This window comes from Sorangiineae bacterium MSr11954, from assembly GCA_037157815.1.
GTDB classification, from domain to species: domain Bacteria; phylum Myxococcota_A; class Polyangia; order Polyangiales; family Polyangiaceae; genus Pendulispora; species Pendulispora albinea.
This window is the reverse complement of record CP089984.1, coordinates 3,057,314-3,078,298: the sequence shown is the minus strand read 5'-3', so window position 1 is coordinate 3,078,298 and position 20,985 is coordinate 3,057,314. Positions and strand designations below refer to the sequence as shown.

The following is a 20,985-nucleotide window of genomic DNA, read 5'->3' as shown; positions in this document are numbered from 1 at the left end:
ATGAGATAAACAGCGAGGGTGCGTACACGAAAGACCCGCAAGGAAAGCGCGCCTGGGCCGCGGTTTGGAATTTTCGTCAACCCCGTCATGCTCGCGGCCCTGGTCCCCATCGCGGGCGCGGCGGCGTGCGGCTCGCGGGAGCCCCCGCCGCCCGATGTACCGCCGCCGACCATGGCGCTCACCTCCGGAGGCGAGCATGAGGCGCACACGGCGATGCACGAGGAGAGCAAGGTGGGCACCCCGGAGGACCAAGCATTCCAGCGGCTGGGCGAGCGCTTCTTGGCGCGCTACTTGGAGCTCTTGCCGGTGGACGCCACCCGCCTGGGAGAGCACCGGCACGATGGCCGCTGGCCCGACTTGAGCGAGGCCGGCGAGGCGGTCACCCGTCAGTTCATCGCGCAGACGCGGGCGGAGCTGGACAAGATCCGCCGCGAGGGGCTGGGCGTGCAGAACCGCATCGACGCCGCCATTCTACAGAACCAGCTCGATTATTGGCAGTTCGGCCTCGACGAGCTGCGCGAGGCGGTCCTCAACCCGACCCTGTACACGACCGCGTTGGGCGAGGGCATCGATCCGTTGGTGTCGCGGGAGTTCGCGCCCATCGAGGAGCGGATGCAGAGCTTGCGCAACCGCCTGCGCGGGGTACCCACCCTGGTGGCGGCGGCCAAGAAGCGCCTGGGCCATCCGGCGCGGGTGCAGACGGAGACCGCCATCGCGCAGAACAAGGGCCTGATCGCGCTCTGCAAGGCGGGCTTTCCGGAGCAGCTCGGCAAGGTGTCGCCCGGCCTTCGGCGCGAGGTCGAAGCGGCGGCCAAGAGGGCGGCCGCGAGCCTCGAGGACCTGCAGACGTTCCTGGAGCACGAGGTCCTGCCGCGGAGCGATGGCGATCTGCGCCTCGGCCGCGCCAAGTTCGAGAAGAAGCTCCGCTTCGTCCTCGACGACGAGGTCGACATCGACGCCATCGCCAAGGGCGCGCGCGCCTTGCTCACCGAGACGCAGGAGCAAATGTACGCCACCGCGCGCGAGCTCTGGCCCACGCTCTACGGCATCCGCGCCGCCTTCGATCCGAAGTCGCCCGCCGAGCGACGGCAGGTCGTGAAGAAGGTGCTCGATCAGCTGAGCGCCGAGCACTCGACCAACGCCACCATCATCCCCGAGGCGCAGCAGCTGCTGGAGCAGGCCACGGCGTTCGTGCGCGAGAAGAACCTGGTGGGCTTGTCCGACGAGCCCTGTCGCATCATCGAGATGCCCGAGTACCGGCGCGGCGTCTCGATCGCGTACTGCGATTCATCGGGGCCGCTCGAGAAGAAGCAGGAGACCTTCTACGCCATCGCGCCGACGCCGTCGGATTGGCCCAAGAAGCGGGTCGACTCGTTCTACCGCGAGTACAACCGCAGCATGCTCGCGGATCTGACCATCCACGAGGCCATGCCGGGTCACTACTTGGAGGCGATGCACACCAACCGGTTCAAGTCGAACGTGCGCGCCGTCTTCGCCAACGGGGCGTTCGTGGAGGGCTGGGCCGTGTACGCCGAGTGGTTCATGGCCCAGCACGGCTTCGGGGGGCCGAAGGTGCGCCTTCAACGGCAGAAAATGGTGCTGCGGCTCGCTTGCAACGCCATCCTCGATCATGGCATCCACGCCGGCACGATGGACGAGAAAGCAGCGCTGGCGCTGATGATGAACGACGGCTTCCAAGAAGAGGGCGAGGCCGTCGCCAAGTGGCAGCGGGCGCGGCTCACCAGCGCGCAGTTGACGACGTATTATTACGGGTTCACGGAGATGATGAAGCTGCGCGCCATCGCGGAGAAGCAGCCGGGCTTCACCGAGCGCACGTACCACGACCGGCTCCTGTCGTTCGGCGAGCCCTCGTTCCGTCATCTGCGCGGTCTAATCGCGGCGCCGCCCGCGCCGGCACCGACGTCTGCACCTGCCGGGTCGGCACCTGCCGGGTCTGCCGCGGCGCCGGCCCCGGCGCGCTGATCGGGCCATCGATGATTGACTATTTGGTGATTGGGCACATCTGCGCGGATCGGCAGCCCGATGGGTCCACGCGGCTGGGCGGTACGGGGCTTTTTTCGTCGCTCACGGCGCACCGGCTCGGGCTTCGAACGGCCGTGATCACGGCGTGCGCAGACGACTTCGATTTGTCGATGCTGCCGTCCGATTTGCTCGTGGTGCGGCAGTCCTCGCCCGTGACCACGGTGTTCGAGAATCGCTACCTCGAGACCGGGCGCGTTCAAACGGTGCACGCGCGGGCGCGGAGCATCGAGCTCGGGACGGGTGCGGCCGGTGCGGGTGCGGGCGGCGCGGGTGCGGCCGGCGCGCGTGCGGGTGCGGCCGGCGCGGCCGGTGCGCTCCCCGCGGGGTGGGAGAAGGCGGCCATCGTGCACCTTGCGCCCATCATCCAGGAGGTGCCAAAGGACGGCTGCAAGCTGTTCGAGGGCGCGCTGGTCGGGGCCACGCCCCAGGGCTGGCTGCGCACCATCCATCCGTCCAAGTCAGTGACGACCGATCCGAAGACCCTCCTGGAGCTGCCCTGGGTCGGTCGCGAAATCGTCGTCTTGAGCGAGGAAGACGTGCAGCACGACGAGCCTCTGGTGCGCAAGCTCGCGGCCATGCTGCCGCTCGTGGTCTTTACGCGCGCCGAGCGCGGGGCCACCGTGTTCGTCTCGGGGCGGCCGACCGACGTTCCCGCCTACCCCGCCCATGTGGTCGATCCCACGGGCGCGGGCGATGTCTTTGCCGCGGCGTTCTTTGCCGCGTTGAAGCAAGACGGTGATCCCATTCACGCCGCGCGCTGGGCTTGCGCCGCCGCGTCGTGCTCCCTCGAGGGGTTCGGCATCGAAGCGCTCCCCACGCCGGACGACGTTCGCCGCCGGATGGGATCCTAGGTCGCGGGTCCGCGGCTCAGCGCCCGGTCCAGAAAATTTCCTCGGACTTCACGAACGCGCCGAGGAGGCCGCGATCCGAGGGCAGGTTCCACTGCGAGCGGTGCGCGGCCAGCGCGTTCGCCTTGAGCACCGACTCGGCCACCGTCATCGGCACGCGCACATTGGGCGGCCACGGGACGCCGAGCGGATAGGTGTGGCCGTTCGCCGTGTGCTGCTGAAATGGAGCTTGCGGGGTGGCGCCTTGCGGCCAGGGCCAATCGAGGGGCGGGCCGCTATGCACCACGAAGGTGAAGAAGGCGCCTTTGTAGCCGGATGCCTCCACCGCGGCCTTGACCAACTCGTAGGTGGCCTTGTGATCGGGGTGCGCGTCATTTCGATCGGTGACATAGACCTGCGAGGGGTGCGACTGACGCAGCACCTCGGTGAGATCGGCGAGGGCCTCCGCGCGCGTGTACGAGGCGGGCTGGCCGTGCGCGCTCGCGTGGTAGTCGGGCACCACGGGACCGTAGGTGGAGGAGCGCCCGGTGGTGGGCGATACCACGGGCTTGCCGTCGGTATTGGCCGCCACGCGATCGAAGGCGCCGTCGGGGTAGCCGAGAAAGACGAGGTTTGCCGGGTTGACGCCGAGCGTGCGGTTTGCGTCGATGGCCTCTTGCTGGCGCGCGCGCCCGAGCGCCAAAAAGTCGGCCTGGGCCAGGGTGCTCTCGTCCTTGTGCAAGAGCATCCCCGCCGCCAGCGAGTATCCATCGCCCAGGGTGGAGAAGACGATGCGCACCTTTTTGCCGGCGGCCACCGCCTGCTGGATCACGCCTGCACATCCAATCGTCTCGTCATCGGGGTGCGGCGCGAAAATGACAACATCGACGGGCGCGAGCTCCACCGGGGTGCCAGCTCCAGATGCCGATGCGGGCGGCGAAGACGGAAGAGAAAGCGCGGTCCCTCCCTTCACGACCAGAACACCGACCATCAGGGCACCGGCGAAGAGGCCCAAACCATAGCGCCGAAGCTTACCTTCAATCATTCCGACTCTTTCACCGCGTTATATACCTCAAGGCGCGCGCCGCTCCATGTGTGTATTGCGCCGACGCATGTGCGCGTGCGTAACGATTTGGCATTCACGCTCGCATGCGGTATGCGCGATCGACGTCGACCTTCCTCGAGACATTCACGGGTGCGTGGGGATTTCTGCCGGTCGCGGCGCCCCCGTGCATCTTCGTCGCCATCCGGATATGTGCGCGTGCGTAACGATTTGGCATTCACGCCCGCATGCGGTATGCGCGATCGACGTCGACCTTTCTCGAGACATTCACGGGTGCGTGGGGATTCTGCCGGTCGCGGTGCCCCCGTGCATCTTCGTCGCCATCCGGATATGTGCGCGTGCGTAACGATTTGGCATTCACGCTCGCATGCGGTATGCGCGATCGACGTTGACCTTTCTCGAGACATTCACGGGTGCGTGGGGATTTCTGCCGGTCGCGGTGCCCGCGTGCATCTTCGTCGCCATCCGGATCGGGGCCCTCGTGTTCCCGGAGAGCGCCGCGCACCGCGCCGTGGGTGGGCCCCTTCTCACGTTGGCCCTCATCGTGGCCACCGTCGGCCTGGCAGGCGTGGTCCATCTCGTGTCGTTCGGCGTGTTTGCGCTGCTGCTGGCGATCGCCGCCGTCGGCCTGGGTCTTTTGCGGCGCGATCGCCGCTTGGACATTCCGCTTCGCACCGTCCTGAGCCGCGACACGGTTCCGCTGCTGGTGGTCGCCGGGGCCGCGCTCGGCATCGCGATCCTGGTCGCGCGTTGGCTCCCAATCTGGCAGTGGGACTCGCTCGGCTACCACCTCCCCTATGTGAACTTCGTGCTGGTGGGGCGCGGCCTGGACGCGGTGCCCACGCACATCCCGTATCTCTCGAGCTACCCGCACAACGTCGACCGGTTCATGGTGGCGCTGCGGGCCATGCTCCCCGACGATCGGCTCGTCGACCTCGCCCAAGTTCCACTCGCCATCCCCGGCGCGGCGGCGACGGCCGGTATCGCGCGCCTCGCCGGCGCCGAGCGCGCGCACGCGGTCGCGGCAGGCGCCGCGTGGATCCTCGTTCCGGCGACGTTTCTGGAGCTGCCCACGAACTACATCGACGTGGGGTGCGCGGCGTTCTTTCTTTCGGCCATCTACTTCGTGCTCGCGCCGCCCACGCGCGCCACCTTGATGACCGCGGGCATCGCGCTGGGGCTCTACTTGGGCTCCAAAGCGAACGCCCCCGTCGCCGCGTCCATCCTCGGTTTGGTCCTGCTCGTGCGCGGCGTGCGCGCAAAGCTCGGCGCCGCCGCGCTGCTCGCGCTCGCGGCCGCCTTGGCGTTTGGCGCGGACACGTACATCACCAACTGGATCCACTATGGCAATCCGGTGTGGCCGGTGAACGTGGTGCTCGGGCCTTTGCACCTGCCCGGCACCTTGAGCGCCAACGATCTCCTCGGGGGCGGGCCGCTGGTCATCCGTGCCCACGGGATTCTCCCCTGGCGCCTTCTCTCGTCGTGGGCGGCGCTCGCCGCGCCCCCGGTGCACGACATGCGCCTGGGGGGCTACGGTCCCATCTTTCTCGTCGCCCTCCCCTTCGCCGTCCTGATCTTGGTGCGCGCGCGAAGCGTGGCGCTCGGCGTTGCGCTGGCCGCGACCCTCGCGAGCCCCGCGCCCGAGGTGGCCCGCTATGTCCTCGCCTTTCCTGCGATGGTGCTCGCGCTCGCCGCGCCCCACCTCGCGCGCCTCGCGCCGCGCCCGCGCAGCCTCGTCTTCGCGGGCGCCGCCGCGCTGGGGATCGCGCAGATCGTCTACGCATGGCCGGGCCTGTTCGCGGGCGGCCCGCCGCTTCGGGCTTACGCGAGCATGTCCGACGACGAGCGCAGGATGGCCATCGGCGTGGGCGGGCCCGTCGCGCCGTACCTCGAGGCACAACGCCGGGTGGGGCCCGGTGAGACGTACGCGTTCGCCATCGGCGACGATCTGCTCTACTACCTGGCGTGGGACGGGCAGCTCACGTACCCGGTGGTCGCCATCGGCGAGCAGGCGTCGGGCGAGCGCATCGACGAGGTGCTCGCGCGCGAGCACGTCCGCGTGGTGATGACCCGAGACGATAGCGCGGTCGGGCGCTGGGCCCAGGCCCACCCCGAGCGCTTCGAGCGGCTCTTTTCCTTTCGCACCGGACCGGGTTCCGTATACGAAAGACGCTGACGTGACCTCATGGCCGACCATCCCGGGCGCGTGGGGCCTCTGACATGAGCGCGCTCGCGACCCTCACCGGAGCCTGGGGGCTCCTGCCTCTCGCCGTCCCCGCCCTCATGTTCGTCGCCGCGCGGCTGGGGAGCCTGGCGTTCCCCGAGAACGCCGCGCACCGGGCGCTCGGCGGCGCCGTGCTGGCCCTGGCGCTGGTCGTGGCCGATGTGAGCCTCCTCGGCGCCGTTCGGCTCTTCACCCCGACCACGGCCGCCGTGTCCTTGGGGATCGTCACCGTGGCGCTCGTCCTCGTCCAACGCGAGCGCCGCTTCGCCTTTCCCTTTCGCGCCGCGCTGTCGCTCGAGGTGCTTCCCATGCTGCTCGTGGCCCTCGCGGCCCTCGGCTCGGCCGTTCTCGTGGCGCGCTGGCTGCCCATCTGGGCGTGGGATTCGCTCGCGTACCATCTGCCATACGTGAACTTCTTCACCATGGGTCACGGCCAGGCGGGGGTTCCGTCCGACGTCCCGTACCTCTCCACGTACCCGCACAACGTGGAGCTGTTCACCGTGGCCATGCGGGCCATGCTCCCCGACGACCGCCTCGTCGATCTGGCGCAGGTGCCCCTCGGCGTGCTCGGGGCCATGGCGGTCGCGGGCATCGCGCGCATGCACGGCGCCGAGCGGCCGCACGCCCTGGCCGCGGGCTGCGCGTGGATCGTCATTCCTGCGGTCTTCATGGAGCTCCCGACCAACTACGTCGACGTCGGCAGCGCCGCGTTTTACCTCGCCGCCGTTTACTTCGTGCTCGCGGCGCCGACGCCTCGAAGCATCGCCCTGGCCGGCCTCGCCCTGGGGCTCTTCCTCGGATCGAAGCCGAGCGCCCCGTTGGCGGCCGCCGTGCTCGGGCTGCTGCTGGTCGTGCGCGGGGCGCGGGCCAAGCTCGTGGGGCCGACCCTGGTGGCCATCGCGCTCGCGACGGCCTTCGGCGTCAGCTCGTACGTAAGCAACCTCGTTCGGCATGGGAACCCGACCTGGCCCGTCGCCATCGATGTGGGCCCCTTGCACCTTCCGGGCACGGTGAGCCTGAAACAAGTGCTCGATCCCTCGCCCGATCTCTCGCCCACCTTGGGCCCCCTGCCCGTGCGCATGGTCCAATCGTGGTTCAACCTCACGCACCTGGCCGCGTACGACGTTCGCGTGGGCGGATACGGGCCGCTCTTTCTCGTCGCCCTGCCCTTCGCGCTCTGGGGCCTCGTGCGCGCGCGGAACGTGACCCTCGTCGTCGCGCTGCTCGCGATCTTCGCGAACCCGTACCCCACGTGGGCCCGCTTCGTTCTGCCGTTCCCCGGGCTGGTCCTCGCGCTGGCCGCGCCGCAGCTGTCGCGCCTTTCCCGTCTTTCGCGCGGTTCGTGCGGTTCCCGTCTTTCGACGCTGCGAATGACGATTCGACCCGTGATCCTCGCGGCGTGCAGCGTCGTGGGCATCGCGCAAATGGCGTATGCGTGGCCGGGCATTTTGGCGGCGGGGCCCTTTGGCGGCGCATCGTCGCTCTGGGCGTATGCGCGCATGACCGATCCCGAGCGCGCGAACTCCATCCCCATCTCGTGCCCCAACGCCCTGTACCAAGGCGCACGCGAGCGCATCGGTGAGCACGAAACTTTTGCGTACGATCGCACGGACACGGCGTACCTGTCCTGGGAGCCCGACTTGCGCTACCGGGTCGTGTTCATCCCCAAGGATCTGACGCCCGATCGCGTGGGGGAGCTGCTCGAGCGCGAGCACGTGCGCGTCTTCAGCGTCGAGGACGACAGCGCGGGCGCGCAATGGGTGCGCGCGCATGCGGACCGGGTCGCTCGACTCTTTGCTTGCCCTTGGAACCCATGTGCGGTTTACGAGAGGCTGCCGCCGTGACCAACCTCAAGCGCATTTGAAGCACGCGGCTCTTTTCTTCCAATTGAAGGGTAAGTTCGGTCTACGAAAAGAGTCTCCCATCCAGTCCATGCTCGGTTTTCGAAGAATAGTGACCTTGTGCATCGCCCTCGTCGTCACGACCTTGGCGATAGCGGCCCCTGCGGCTCCCCCCAACGCCCCGGACGCAGGCGCGGTCTCGTGCGTGGCGATCGAGCAGCGGCTCGCCGAAACGCGGCGCACGCTCGAGACCTGCGAGCGCCATCGGCAGACCGCCGAGGGCGAGCGCGCCACGTGCAACGAGGAGCTCTCCTCCACGTCGAACAAGCTCGACGATGCGCAGGCGAGCGACAAGGCGTGCCGCACGTCGAAGGATGCACTCTGCACGGAAGCGGCCAGCTTCGCGCGCTCGCTGCTCGACGGGCGCGTGGCCAACGTGGGCTCGTGCGTGCCGAGCAAGGAGCAGATGCAGCTCAGCGCCCTGCTTCGAGGGTGGGAGACGTCCACGGCCGCCCTCGGACAGCTGGCCGCCTTCGGCGCGGGCGAGAGCGACACGCTCCCGCGTGCTCCCACCGGGACGACCGCGGCGGAGAGGGCCGTGGAGCGTCTCATCGGCAAGGGGCCCCACGAGCCGATGTTCTACCGCCGGCTGCTCACCGAGGCGCTGCGGCTCGCCGCGCCCCAAGCGTGGCAGCGCATTCGCACCGGGGGCGCCACCGGCATCGAGGGCTGGTTCTCGTCCACCGCGCCGCTGGAGCCCAAGCTGGTCGAAGAGGTCGACCGCTCCCACGCTGCGCCGAACGGACAGGGTAGCCCGCCCGTCTCGGCGGCACTCCGCCTGGTGCAGTCGTACCTTTACATCGCGCGCTGCACGGAGGAGACCCCCACCCCCGCGTGCACGCGCGCCCGGCAGCTGCAGCAGCTCTTCGAGTCGACCGGGCCCCTGCTCGTGCGCCGCCGCATCGAGGACGTGTGGGCCTCCGAGTGCCAAGACGTGGGCCCCGATCGCATCCTGGCGTGGGCGCAAGACTTCCCGACCCCGCACATCACCGCCCGCAGCACCGACTACTCGGACGTCGCCGCGGCCGCCCACTCCAAGCTGTTCACCTGCTTCCTCGAGGACGCGGGCGGCGAGCCCTCCTTCCGCACCTGGCTCGAGTCGAAGCTGCCGAGCCCCAAGCGCCTCACGGCCAAGACGCTCGCGCGCATCGACGACATCCGCTCGCGCGCCCGCGATGGCTCACCGGCCGACACCTGCGGACGTGCCGTGCGCGCGATGCAGGAGTTTGCCATGCCGTCGGCCTGCACGGCGCCGCCCCCCGAGATCCGCTCGCCGGTGGAGCGCTGGGCGGCCATCGCGACCAACCCGGCCGACGACGATTTTCCGCTCCAAGTTTGCTCGCAGTATGCGCGGCTCCTCTGGGAAGGGCGCGCGGCGACCATCCCGGGATCGTTCGAGCGCCCGCCGTCGCCGGATGAAATCGTCATCGTCGACGTGCGCGTCCCCGAGACGTCGTTCGCCCGTCTGCGGCGCGCGTGCCAGGACCGGCACGGCGAGGGCGAGGCGGTGGGCGAGAGCATCCACCAGCTCTCGCAGATCGCGCGCGGCTTCGGCGAACCCCCGGCCGCGGCCCCGTGGCGCGTGGACCCCGCGACCCACGCGCCCATCGAAAAGGTGCGCTTCGCGCAGGCCAAGACGTACGGCGCCTGGGTGAAGCACCTGTTCTCGCGCCAGACGTCGTGCCAGGCCGTGGGCATCCCGGACGCGCGGTGCCAGCAGTGCCTCGAGCTCCCGCGCGAGTCGTTCTACGACTGCCGCATCGAGCTGGAGCTCGACGAGGTGTGGACCCACCGCGCCCGCGTCACCATCGGCGCCGCGTTCGTGCTGTTCCTCGCCGTGACCCTCCTGGTCTGGGGCATGCGCATGCACCGCGCGCGCCGCGCATTCTCCGAGTGGGCGGTCGCCGCCGGCGAGCGGCTCGGGGCCCTGGGGCTCACCTCGCGCCCCGATCCCATGCGGGTGGTGTTCCCCTCCCACCACGACGTGCTCATCGTGGAGCTGCCGCACGATCCCGCGTGGGAGCCGTGGGGAACGCGCGCCAGCGTCGCGCGGGTCGACGCGCCGGACGGGAAGATCCAAGAGAGCGACGTGAATCAGGCGGTGGCCATCAGCCGCCGCGTGGGCGCGCGCGTGGTCTTTCTGCTGCACGAGGACACGGCGTCGCTCTCGCTGGGGGCCGTGCGGGCCATCCTCGACTGGGCGGCCAAAGGCGGCGCGCGCACCATGCACGTCTTGCCGCTGGCCATCTCGCGCCTTCATTGGGCCCACAACGCCTCCGATTTGCTGGAGCTCGTGGAGGAGACGAGCCTGCGCGGCAACCCCTTCGACATGCGCGGGCGCATCACGTCGTCGAGCCAGTTCTGGAACCGCGAGCGCCTGGTGTCGGGTCTCCTGGCCGAGACGCGGGCGGGCCGCTGGTCCATCGTCACCGGGCTCCGGCGCTTTGGAAAATCGTCGCTCGCCCTCGAGGTCGCGCGCCGTCTGACGGGGCCCTCGGCCTACGTGGATCTCGCCGGCTTCCATCACGAGTTCGCGTTCGTGGGCGATCCGGGGCGCGCGGTCGACGCGGTGCTTCGCTCGTTCTGCGAGCGCCTGGTGGACTCGGCGCGCACGCTCTACCCGCAGGCGGACATCCCGGAGCCGCCCGGGGCCGAGATCGACGCGGCGGCGTTCACCCGCTGGATCCGCGCCCTGTCGGCGGCGTGCTCACCGTTCACCGATCACCGCCCGCCGCCCATCCTGCTCATCGTCGACGAGATCGAGCAGCTCTTGACGGTCGGCCCCGAGCGCCTCGGCCATGTGCTCGACGCCCTGGCCATCCTGCTCGGGCGCCTGCGCAACGCGGTGGGCGATGCCCCGCGAACGGGCGGGAGCTCCTCGGTCGGCATCATCCTCTGCTCGGCCCTGCACCCGCTCCTCTGGGCGCCGCTCCGCACGTTGGGCGGGCAATCGATCATCGGCGCCTACCCCGCCGTGTGCGTGCCGCACCTGCAGCAAGAGGCGGCCGGCCAAATGATGCGCGGCCTCGGCGCGCGCCAGGGGATCCGCTTCAACGACGAGGCGCTGGACTTCATCGTCCAGCAAGCGCAAGGCGTGCCGCTCTTGCTCCGCCGCATCGGCGCCTCCATCCTGGAGCTCTACGACGCAGACCATGCCCGCCAAGGCGGCCTCGGCGCCGTGCAGATCGGCATCGAGGGCGCGCGCGAGGCCATCGCCCGCGAGGAGCGCGAAGGCGCACCGCTGCGCGTCTGGGTCGAGTCGGAGATCGCGGAGGCGCAAGGACCGGCCGGCGCCATGCTGCGCAAGCTGGCCGTCGAAGGCCGCGTGTCGGTCGCCCAGCTGAGCGCCATCGCGGAGCGCCATGTTCTGGCCCAATTCGCGTCGACGGGGCTCACCAGCCACCTGCCGGAGGAGGAGCTCCGCCGCCGCGCGCACGAGGCGGCGAGCGTCATGCTGCGGCTGCTCGGCGAGACGGGCTTGGTGGAGCCCATCGGCGATCTGACGGGCCCCGAGGCGTACGAGCTCCCCGACGGCGCCATCCGCCGCGTACTGCGAGCCGGCGCCGAGCGAACGAGCTCCGCGCGCGCCGAGCCAACGAGCCTCGGGCCGGAGTCGTCCGTGTGATGGTTCAGTTCCTTCGAGGCTGCGTCGAGGCGTTGCCGGCCGGTTTGGGGAGGGCATGATCGTCGGGCTTGATGGCCACGAGGACCAGATCGGCCGTCCCCTGCTTCCGAAAGATCCACTCGTTCAACCCTGATCGCAGCGCCGCGCCCGATACCGGAAGCTCGATCCAGACGGGCTCGCGGGTGGGCGCGAGGGTGGCGGTGAAGAACGGCGGGTGCGCGCCCGCGGGGCCGCGCTCGATGCGGAGCTCGACGGGCTCGTTCGTCTTGGCGAGCACCGCGACGTGCGTCGCCGATGGCCACTCGGCGGCGAACACCACGCGCGCTTCATCGCCGGTCATGCGCGCGCCATCCTCGGCGTACACGAACCCGGTGGACGTCTCCCGCATCCACGCGTTCCCAAAGCGAAACTCCGCGGTCTGGTCCTGCAAATTGCGGAGCTCCTTCTGGTAACGGCGAACGATCGCAGCCCGGTAACCCGCCGGGGGGAGGCCGTAGCGGTAGCGGAAGTAGAGCTGGGCGGGCAGCAGCGCGACGTCGCCGATGTGGCGATCGGCCCATGCCCACAGCGGCCGAAACGGCGAGCACGCGCCGTAGAGCTGCTCTTGCGTGAGATCCTGGTAGCGATACGGGATCCTCGTCGTCGCAGGGACGTTGTTGATCAAGGTGAGCCCGATCCCGATCGCGGCGCCACCGTCGAATGCGCGCCGGGGGATCGATCGAACGAGCCGCTCCACGACCAAGGCCGCGAACAGGACGACGATCGGGGTCAGCGGAAGCAGCCGCCTGGCCCCGAGCGAGAAGCGACCCGACCAATCGAGGACCGACGACGAGACGTACACCTCCGCCGCGGCCGCGGCGAGGCACCCTAGCGCGACGATACGCAGCTCGGGCGCTCCGAGCACAGGCGGCACCTCGGCCGCAGGCGGCGCCTCCGCCGCAGGCGCACCGGGCTGCGGGTCGACTGCGCGCGGGCGCTTCCCCACCAGCGCCAGAACCGCACCGGCCACGGCGAGCCATGCCGCAGGCATCCAGAAGAAGAACCCGCCCTGCACGCCGAAGAGCAGAAGAAACGGATTCGGCTGCGAAAGGTGAACGTAATACGATCCCTGCGGGGTCACGAACATCGAGCCATACAGGTACACGTAAAGGCCGAATGTCAGCCCGATCCCCGAGGCCGTGCCCAGCACCACGCTCCCCGCAGCCCACCCGCGCGAGCGCGCCCTGCGCCAAAGAAGGATGACGACCGCCGCCGCCGGAATGGCCGCATAGAGCACCGCCGGCAGCCGATGCAGCACCGCCACGGCCAAGGTTGCCGCCACGAGGCCCCACGCGCGGCCCCCTCGGGCCCAAGGCTGGGACGACACCGCTCGAAAGGAAACGTACACCAGGACCGCCACGCAGAGCGTCAGGTACACGTGGGAGTACTGCGCGATGGTGGTCGAATACCCGAACAGCGGCGACGTAAACGCGAACAGCAGCGCACACGCGGCCGCCGCGCGCTTGCTCACCACCATGCGCGCGGTCGCGTACGAGAGCCAGACCACCAGCGCGCCCGCGAGCGGCCCGGTGAGCAAACCAAGGACGGTCATCCAGCCGCCGCACGACGCGCGCTCGGCCGCCTGGGCGCCCAAAAAGACGGTCCACCCGGCGCGGAGCACGAGCAGCCAAGGCGTCCAGAACACGGCGGGCCCGACATAGAACGGATTGTCGGGGCGGCCTGTCGCATGAACGATGCCGATGTCGAACTCGTCGCCGCAGAGCGCGTAGTCGTTCGTGAAGTCGAAGTCGCCGTCGAAGACCAGCGACCGCGCGAACAACCACGAGTAATACCCGTCCGGCGACGGCTGAAAGGCCTCCCCCGCCCATAGGTAGACGGCGAGGTAGACGACCAGCGGAACGAGAAAAACGACGCTCGAGAGACGAAGGAGACGAACGAAGCGAACGTCGAGCAGCCAGCGTCTCAGCGCGTGCCCCACCGTTCATCGCGCACGGTGATGAGCGCCCACGGGAGGATCCACTGCAGGAGGCAGACGCTGAAGAGCGCGTAGAGCAGCCCGTAGATGAAGCGGAAGCTGCGCTCGATGCGGAGGTAATAGGCGGCGGAGAAGAGCGCGCCCACGGCCAGCGCGATGCTCGCGTGAACCAAGGTGGTCAGGTCCTCGGTGAAGACCAGGGGCAGCTCGACGATGCCCCACGCAAAGAGCACCAGGCGCATGTTGGAGACGATGAAGGTCACCACCGGCAGCACGCGGTTCTTCTCGCGGTAGCCGCTGAACATGAACTTCGCGAAGGAGAACCCCTCGACGATGTAGCTCCGGTCCCACCGCACGAACATGCGCGAGAGCTGGCCGTACGTGGTCGGCGCCAGGGTGTGGACCACCGCCCTGCGCTGATAAACGGTATCGTAGCCCTGGCGCAGCACGATGTTCGTGAGCGCTTGGTCCTCGCCGTGACCCACGGGCCGCCCGAGGAACGTTTGGTTCGTCCACTCGGTGAGGTGCGGCACGATGGCTTCGCGGCGGAACGCGGAGAGCGCGCCCGGGCAGCAGGCCACGCAGCGGTAGGTCGATTGGGCGGCGCGCGCAAAGTCGAAGGCCAGCGCGTACTGCACCTCGAGCATGCGGCTGATGATCGAATCGCGATTGAGCACCGCCACCCGGCCCGCCACCCCGCCAATCTTGGGATCCACCAAGAAGGGCGTCACCATCTCGTGAATGGTCTGCGCTTCGATCTCGCTGTCCGAATCGATGGTGACCACGATCTCGCCGGTGGCCGCGCGGAAGCCCGCCTCGAGGCCCGCGCGCTTGCCGCGGTTCGAGATGAAGCGGATCAAGCGGACGACGTCGGGGAACTCGCGACGCAGCCGCTGCATGTGAAAGAAGGTGTCGTCGCGCGATCCATCGTCCACCACGATGATCTCGAGCAGCTCCTTCGGGTACGCGCAGCGCGCGACCGAGCGAATGCTTCGCTCCACCATCGGGCCTTCGTTGAAGGCGGGGATGACCACCGAGACCTTCGGCCACACCACGCCCTCGGGGCGCTCGAAGGGCCGGTACCGCATCCACAGAAGGCTCTGCAGCCCCGTGTAGAGCGCCTGAATCAGAACGATGGCGCCGATGGGGTGGGTCGCGCAACCAATGGCCCAGTCACCGAGCGCACCAACGCCGCGTGACTGGAGGCTTCCGCTTCCCCAGAGCATCCAGAGGACGCTCGCGAACGCGCCGACGAAAGGCAGCGCTCCAAGTGTGGCCGATGCGATGCGTTTGAGGTGAGACGCGCGGATCATTGTATGTTGAGCTCGCCCCCCACGTTTCGTTCCGGACGATAGCGTGACCCCGGTTTGACGCAAGACTTCACATCGAATTCAGGGGCGCCATCGCATCCAAGGGGTTTCTAAAATACAACCAGAATGAAACCAGCGCTTCATTCAGGGTGACAAACGGCCCCCAATCCGAAAACTTCCCACATGAGCCTAGAAAGTAGTTCAAACAGCGAAATCATCTTATCTGAGGCGCGGTCGTGCGCAAAAAGCGCGCAACGCTCGAGCTGCGGCGTTGAAGCCGGGAGCTCGGGAGCACCCCTGCGCCGCGCGAACGAGCGCACGAGCCCGCGGAGCTCGAGCGAGGACCGCGTCGAATCGCTTCATGGGCCGCATCGCGTAGGCTCATTAGGCGCCGGCGTGAAGTGGTAGGCTTCCACGACGTGAAAAAAAACTGTCGCGGAATGGCTGAGAGCCGTGTGACGCCTGGGGGTCCCGGCAAGAGCGTGAAGGAACATGGCACGGTGCATCGAGGTGCACGCTCCATGGCTCTGGTGCTGAGCTTCAGCGGCGCGCTGGTCGCGTGCGTGGACAACGGCAAGCCCGCCGATCAGCCGCAGGGCTACAACCTCCAGGACAACTATCCGCCGGCGCCCGAGTCCGCGCCCGCCGCGTCGGGTCCCGCGGCGCCCCGCCAAATGGCGCAAGCGCAGAAGCTTCAAGTGGGTGTGCAGCCCGCGCCGAGCGCAGCCCCCCCGCAGGGTTTTGCCATGCAAGCGGCGCCCGCACCCGAGTCCGCGCCGGCGAATGCCCCCGCACCGGCCCCCGGCTCTGCACCGAGCCCGCTGCCCGGCATCCCGCTCGATCCGGCGCTGATGGCCCAAGTGGGCTCCGCGAGCCTCGCGGTCCTGACCCCCGGGGGTGTGGCGGGCGATCCCATCGAGGGCGGCATCAAAACGGCCGCCACCCGCTTTGCGCCAAACATGCAGCCCGAGGGGCAGATGGCCAAGGACTCGCTCCGTGAGAACGAGCACAAGACGATGCTCGTCACCCTCACCGGCGGCAAGTGTTACACGATCATCGGCTTTTCACCGGCCGGGCAGGTTCGAAACTTGGATTTGCGCCTGCTCTCGCCCCCCTTCTACAATGTGCAAGCCGGCCAAGACGACACCGTCGACGGCACCCCCATCGTCGGCAAAAGCAGCGCCGCCACCTGCCCCATCACGCCGTTTCCGCTCCAATACAAATTGGATATCCACGCGCAAAAAGGCGGCGGGCAATTCGGGGTGCAGGTGTTCTCGCGCATGAAATGAAATTAGCTGCCCAAAGCGCGCGCCCTTCACGCAGCGCAGCACGGCGTCCGAACGCGCATTAAAACGCAGCTCCCCCGCCCCGGCGCGGGAGCCGCGCCGTCGTCATCGTCTCCGGCCCGAACTTCGAGTGCATGAACACGTACACCACGTACTGCCCCCACGCCGCGCCGGGGGCACGGTGGTGCGTGACCTCCACGGCGATGCGCACGGGCCCCGGATCGAGCAGCTCTTTGGGAAGCTGGAGCCGGTCGACGTCGATGGTCTCGAAGACGAAGCCTTGGACCCGCCCGGTGGGCAGCCGCGACGCCACATCGGCAAGAACGTCGTTCAACACGGCCATCGGCGCCTTCTTCTCCGCGCGGACGAGCGCCGCTTCCTCCGCCAACCACGGCACGTTCATCAGGCGCACCGGCGCCGAGAGCCCCGCCTTTGCGCGCTCCGCCGCGATCCACGCGAACACGTGCTCGGCCTCGGCGCTGTGATCGGGGTTGTCGAAGAGCGAATACGTGGTGACCACCGCCCCCAGCGCCTCCACCGTCTCGGGCATGCCTGCCCCCACGGCGATGATGCGCGCCCGCGGATCGAGCAAGGTCAGACGCCCCAAGGGACGCTCGAGCGCAAAGTCGAGCCAGACCATCGCGTCGCGGGTGGAGGGCTGCGCCGCCGCGAACAGCCACCCGCTGCGAATGAGCCCGCGAACGTTCCACCCGGCCAAGAGGCCGATGGCCGCACGATCCGCCATGTTTTCATGGGAAACCTCGTTGTCGAGCAGCACACCGGCCAGGCGCTCGCTGGTGGCGCTCTGCTCGGCCGAAAGCACCAAGGGCGCGAGCCGGCCCGCCGCGCGCACGCGGTTCAACCCCTCGACCAGCACCTTTCGAAACTCGGCCGTGGTGCGGACCGGCATCGGAGGGCCCGAGCCGCGCGGGGCCACGTACTCGGCGGGCAGCTCCTCGCCTTCGGCCGCGACCATCACCCGCGCGACGCCGCTGGCCAGCGCGCGCCCGGGCTTTCGCGCCAGCACGTCCACCCACGCCCACGTGTCGCCTTCGGCCATCTCGCACGTAAAGGCAAAGTACGGCGGAGCGACGCCCCGCTCGTTGATGCACTCCGCGACGCCGTATTTCCCCCGGTTCACCAGCCCGAAGATGGCCTCGGCCTCCCCGCTGCGAAGCACGCCCCGTACGCTCACCCGCCGGCGGCCATCGGCGCGCAGCTTGCCACCCTGGCCACTGTCAATCTGCACGCCGTCGCGCGCAAGGACGATGCCCACGGCCAGCCGCGCGCCCTCGCGAACCACCGAGAGCCCCGCGGCCATGGGCTCGTTCACGGTGCCGAACACCTGGGCCAGCACCGGCGCGGCGGCTTTGCGAAAGCCATCGGCCAGCAGCGCCTCCGGCGCGCCCTGTGGAACGTCGTTCGTCCATGCAAACGTCGACCCGAGCGGCGATGCGCTTCCGCAACGCGCCATCGTAAAGCGCCGCCAGCTCTCCGACGGCGGACGCCCGTGTTTCAACTCGAAGCGCGCCACCTGCTCGGCCGCGCAACGGAGCGCGCTGGAGAGACGCACCCGGGCGCGGGGCGCCACGCGCATCGCGTCGGTGAGGGCGCCCGTCCAGGGCGATGCGTCTTCATACGGAACATCGGTGCTGCCGCCGGACGACGCGTAGCTCCACGATTCGACCTGCACGTTGTTCATGTCGAACGCCGCCGGGGTGACCTTCTTCTCCGGGATGGCCTCGATCTCGGCGCGGGTCGGGAACACGGCCGCCGGGCGCGAAGCCTCGACCGTCTGCGCCCCGCCGCACGCGGCCGACCCCACCGCAAGGAACGCGGCCACGATGGGGCCACCCCAACGACGCACTTTGTAGGCCATGAGCTCCCCCCTCCTCCAAAAATCACGACGAGCCATCTTGCTCGTCTAAGTCGGCTGGCCGGAGGCGGGGGTTGCGGAAAAAGCGTTGCTACCGCTTTTGGAAAAATGCGCCCACATTCGGCGCCTGCAGCGCGCGGAAGGCGCTGCATCCCTTCACGGACTCGACCACCTGAGCCAGCGAGCGCCGCCCACCCGAGTACCGCGCTGCGCGCTCGCGAAAGAACGCCTCCAGATCGGCCGCGTGGGCCTCGTCGCAAAAGCCGCCGCCGGCCAGCGCGGGGGCAGCCGCACCGAAGCCAAAGGCCCCCGCCTCGTCGGGCATGCGCGCCGCGAGGGCCTCGAAGCTCTCCTTCATGAAGGCGTAGGCGATGGCGCGTGTCGCCGGCGTGGCCTGGGCGGACTTGATCGTCCAGAGCGAGTCGCGGATGTCGGCGTCGTCGGTGAGGTTCACGGCCAGCGCCGCGCGCAGCGCGTCGGGATCGCGGAAGTGGGCCAGGGCGCCGAGGATCTGGTTGCGCTCGAAGCGGCTCGTGGTGGCGCGCAGGGCGGCCCGCATGCGCTCGAACCATGCGCGGTCGCCGGTTTGGGCCGAAATGGCCAGCACGGTCTCCACCACATCGGGATCGACGCCTTTGCGATCGGCGAGCCACTTCGATGCGAGCGCCTTGGCCTCGCTTTGCAGCGCGCGATCCTCGCCCTGGTCGGCCACGAGCAGGAGCAGCTTCGCGCGCAGGAGCCGCGTATCGTCGCTGTCCCCACGGCGCGAGACGAAGCCCAGCTTCTTCGCGCGCGCGCCGTAGGTGTCGCGGATGAAGCGCGCATACTGCGGCCGGAGCGCCTCGGGGACCATCTCGGTGCTGCGCAGATCGGCCACCAGCTCGATCGTGCCCTCGACCACGTCCTTTACCGGATCGCCTGCCAGCTTCGGCACCACGGCCAGCACGTCTTGGTAGGATAGCTTGCTCGTGCGCACCAGGGCCGCCAGATCGCTGAGCAGCGCCACCTTCTCCGCGCGCGTCAGCTCCGCGTCACCCGAGCGCGGCGCGAGCAGCTTGGCCAGCAGATCGCCTTGGTAGAGAACGCGGTAGTAGCCGTGCCCATCGGCGTTGGCGGAGACCCACGCGGGGCACGCGCGCGCCTCGCCCAAGGTCAGCTCGCCTCGAGGCTTTTGGAGCAAGGTGCACGACGAGGCGACGCCTTTTGCGCCGGGGTAGCGCGCGCACACGGGGATCTGCCACGACGTCTCCGGCGCCTGCGCACCTGCAGGCAAATAGCGGCTTTGGGCGAGCGCGAGCTTCGGCGGCTGCCCCGCGTCGCAGCGCAAGGACGCGGTCACCAGCGGCACGCCCGGTTGATTCAAGAACGTCTCGAAGGCCGCGCCCACCGGCGCGCGCTCACCTTCGAACACCACGGCGAGGAACTGCTCGGCGGTCGCGTTCTTGTGCGCGTGCTTGGTGAGATAGCGCGTGACCCCGGCGCGGAACGCGTCGCGGCCGACCCAGTTCTCGAACATGTCGATGACGGCCGCGCCCTTCTCGTACGTGATGTGATCGAAGGCGTTGCCGATGTCGTCCTCGGTCGCGATGGGCTGGCGGATGCGCCGGGCGCTCACCAAGCTGTCGGCCCGCATGGCGCGCGCGGTGTCGGCGGCGCGCTCAGTGTCTTTGTGGCGCTCGGGCTGCCATGTCTCGATGAGGCGGTTCGTGATCCAGCTCGCAAAGGCCTCGTTGAGCCAGACGTCGTCCCACCACGCGGTGGTGACCAAATCCCCGAACCATTGGTGCCCGAGCTCGTGCGCCGTAATATCGATGTACTGATGGCGAAAGCGAACCGTTTCCTTTTCGGGAACGGACAAGATGAGCGACTGCCCGAAGGTGACGAGGCCCGGGTTTTCCATGGCCCCGGAGAAGACCGGGATATCCACACAATCGAGCTTCTCGTAAGGATACGGAATACCGAAATAGTCCTCGAGCTGCGCGAGAATTTTGCCCGTCACCTCCTTGGCGAACCGCGCCTCGGCACCGCGACCGCGCGGCACCACGATGCGCACCGGGGTGTGGTTCTTCCCGGCCGTGCCTGCGTCCACCACATCCATCGGTCCCACCGCGAAGGCCACCAAGTACGCGGGCAGCGGCTTGGTCTCCGCGAACTGCACGATCTTGTAGTCGCCCTCGATCTTCTCCGAGATGGGCGGGGTGTTGCTCAGCGCCCGATCGTCCTTTTTCACCTTCAGCCGCAGCTTCCAAGGCACCTTGAAGCCCGGCTCGTCGAAGCAAGGAAACGCGCGCCGCGCGTCGATGGCCTCGAGCTGCGTAAAGGCGTACCAGTGCTCCCCTTCCTTCTGCTTGAACACCCCGAACTCGTTCTTCGGCGAGATCGCGCCCGTGTAGTCGATCACCACGGTGGCCCGCCCGACGGACAGCGGGCGCGCCGGCTCGAGGCCGATCCGGCCGCCGCTCCCGGTGGAGTGCACCTTCGCGGGCGCTCCGTCGATGGTCGCGGTGCGCACGTCGAGCCCCAGGGCATGCAGCCACACGATCCGCGATGACGCCGCGACGTCGAGCGCGATGGTGATGTGCCCCTCGAAGCGATCCTCCGTCGGCACCACCGTGAGCGCGACATCGTAGGCCGTCGGGCGCACGGTCTCCGGAAGCCGCAACTCGGGCGGTGGAGGAGCCTCGGGGCGCGCGGGCTCCGACGCGACGGGGGCCGTTTCGGACGGCGGCGGCGAGGCTCCGGGCCTCGGGCTGCAGGCTGCGACGCTGGCGGCGAGGACACATGCCAGCGCGGGCAGAAGAACGGTCGGGACGTGGAAGGTTGGCATCGATCGCTTCCTCGGGGTTCAAACGAGT

11 protein-coding genes are annotated in these 20,985 nt (G+C 69.0%); 6 read left to right on the top strand and 5 right to left on the bottom strand.

The window, feature by feature from the left end; genetic code table 11:
* The first annotated feature begins 18 nt into the window (after positions 1 to 18).
* Positions 19 to 1,983 carry a DUF885 domain-containing protein gene (locus LZC94_11975; GenBank protein WXB17969.1) on the top strand — a complete coding sequence of 655 codons (1,965 nt, stop codon included), beginning with the start codon at positions 19 to 21 and terminating at the stop codon, positions 1,981 to 1,983.
* An 11-nt stretch (positions 1,984 to 1,994) separates the two neighbouring features.
* Entirely contained in the window at positions 1,995 to 2,894 is a 900-nt protein-coding gene (locus tag LZC94_11970) for a PfkB family carbohydrate kinase (protein ID WXB17968.1), read from the top strand.
* Between the two features lie 16 nt (positions 2,895 to 2,910).
* Here LZC94_11970 and LZC94_11965 read toward each other — a convergent pair whose 3' ends face one another.
* The gene (locus LZC94_11965; protein ID WXB17967.1) at positions 2,911 to 3,915 is read right to left on the bottom strand and encodes a PIG-L family deacetylase; all 1,005 of its coding nucleotides are present in this window, start codon (positions 3,913 to 3,915) and stop codon (positions 2,911 to 2,913) included.
* A 406-nt stretch (positions 3,916 to 4,321) separates the two neighbouring features.
* On the opposite strand from LZC94_11965, the gene LZC94_11960 reads away from it, so the two are divergent.
* From LZC94_11960 to LZC94_11950, 3 genes are all read left to right on the top strand, one after another.
* The gene (locus LZC94_11960) at positions 4,322 to 6,109 is read left to right on the top strand and encodes a hypothetical protein (GenBank protein WXB17966.1); all 1,788 of its coding nucleotides are present in this window, start codon (positions 4,322 to 4,324) and stop codon (positions 6,107 to 6,109) included.
* A gap of 44 nt (positions 6,110 to 6,153) precedes the next feature.
* The gene (locus LZC94_11955; protein WXB17965.1) at positions 6,154 to 8,001 is read left to right on the top strand and encodes a DUF2079 domain-containing protein; all 1,848 of its coding nucleotides are present in this window, start codon (positions 6,154 to 6,156) and stop codon (positions 7,999 to 8,001) included.
* 109 nt (positions 8,002 to 8,110) lie between these two features.
* Positions 8,111 to 11,683 carry a hypothetical protein gene (locus tag LZC94_11950; GenBank protein WXB17964.1) on the top strand — a complete coding sequence of 1,191 codons (3,573 nt, stop codon included), beginning with the start codon at positions 8,111 to 8,113 and terminating at the stop codon, positions 11,681 to 11,683.
* A 4-nt stretch (positions 11,684 to 11,687) separates the two neighbouring features.
* On the opposite strand, the gene LZC94_11945 is transcribed toward LZC94_11950, so the two are convergent.
* Both LZC94_11945 and LZC94_11940 read right to left on the bottom strand, forming a co-directional pair.
* On the bottom strand, positions 11,688 to 13,661 hold the full coding sequence (locus LZC94_11945) for a glycosyltransferase family 39 protein (GenBank protein ID WXB17963.1): 1,974 nt from the start codon (positions 13,659 to 13,661) through the stop codon (positions 11,688 to 11,690).
* On the bottom strand, positions 13,646 to 14,971 hold the full coding sequence (locus LZC94_11940; protein WXB17962.1) for a glycosyltransferase family 2 protein: 1,326 nt from the start codon (positions 14,969 to 14,971) through the stop codon (positions 13,646 to 13,648). Before LZC94_11940 ends, LZC94_11945 begins: the two co-directional genes overlap by 16 nt.
* A gap of 518 nt (positions 14,972 to 15,489) precedes the next feature.
* Here LZC94_11940 and LZC94_11935 point away from each other — a divergent pair.
* Positions 15,490 to 16,257 carry a hypothetical protein gene (locus tag LZC94_11935; GenBank protein WXB17961.1) on the top strand — a complete coding sequence of 256 codons (768 nt, stop codon included), beginning with the start codon at positions 15,490 to 15,492 and terminating at the stop codon, positions 16,255 to 16,257.
* A gap of 58 nt (positions 16,258 to 16,315) precedes the next feature.
* Here LZC94_11935 and LZC94_11930 read toward each other — a convergent pair whose 3' ends face one another.
* Both LZC94_11930 and LZC94_11925 read right to left on the bottom strand, forming a co-directional pair.
* Positions 16,316 to 18,133 (bottom strand): hypothetical protein, encoded by a 1,818-nt coding sequence (locus LZC94_11930; protein ID WXB17960.1) that lies wholly within the window; start codon positions 18,131 to 18,133, stop codon positions 16,316 to 16,318.
* Positions 18,134 to 18,221: 88 nt separating this feature from the next.
* Complete coding sequence (locus tag LZC94_11925) at positions 18,222 to 20,957, bottom strand: M1 family metallopeptidase (protein WXB17959.1); 2,736 nt, start codon at positions 20,955 to 20,957, stop codon at positions 18,222 to 18,224.
* Positions 20,958 to 20,985 lie beyond the last annotated feature (28 nt).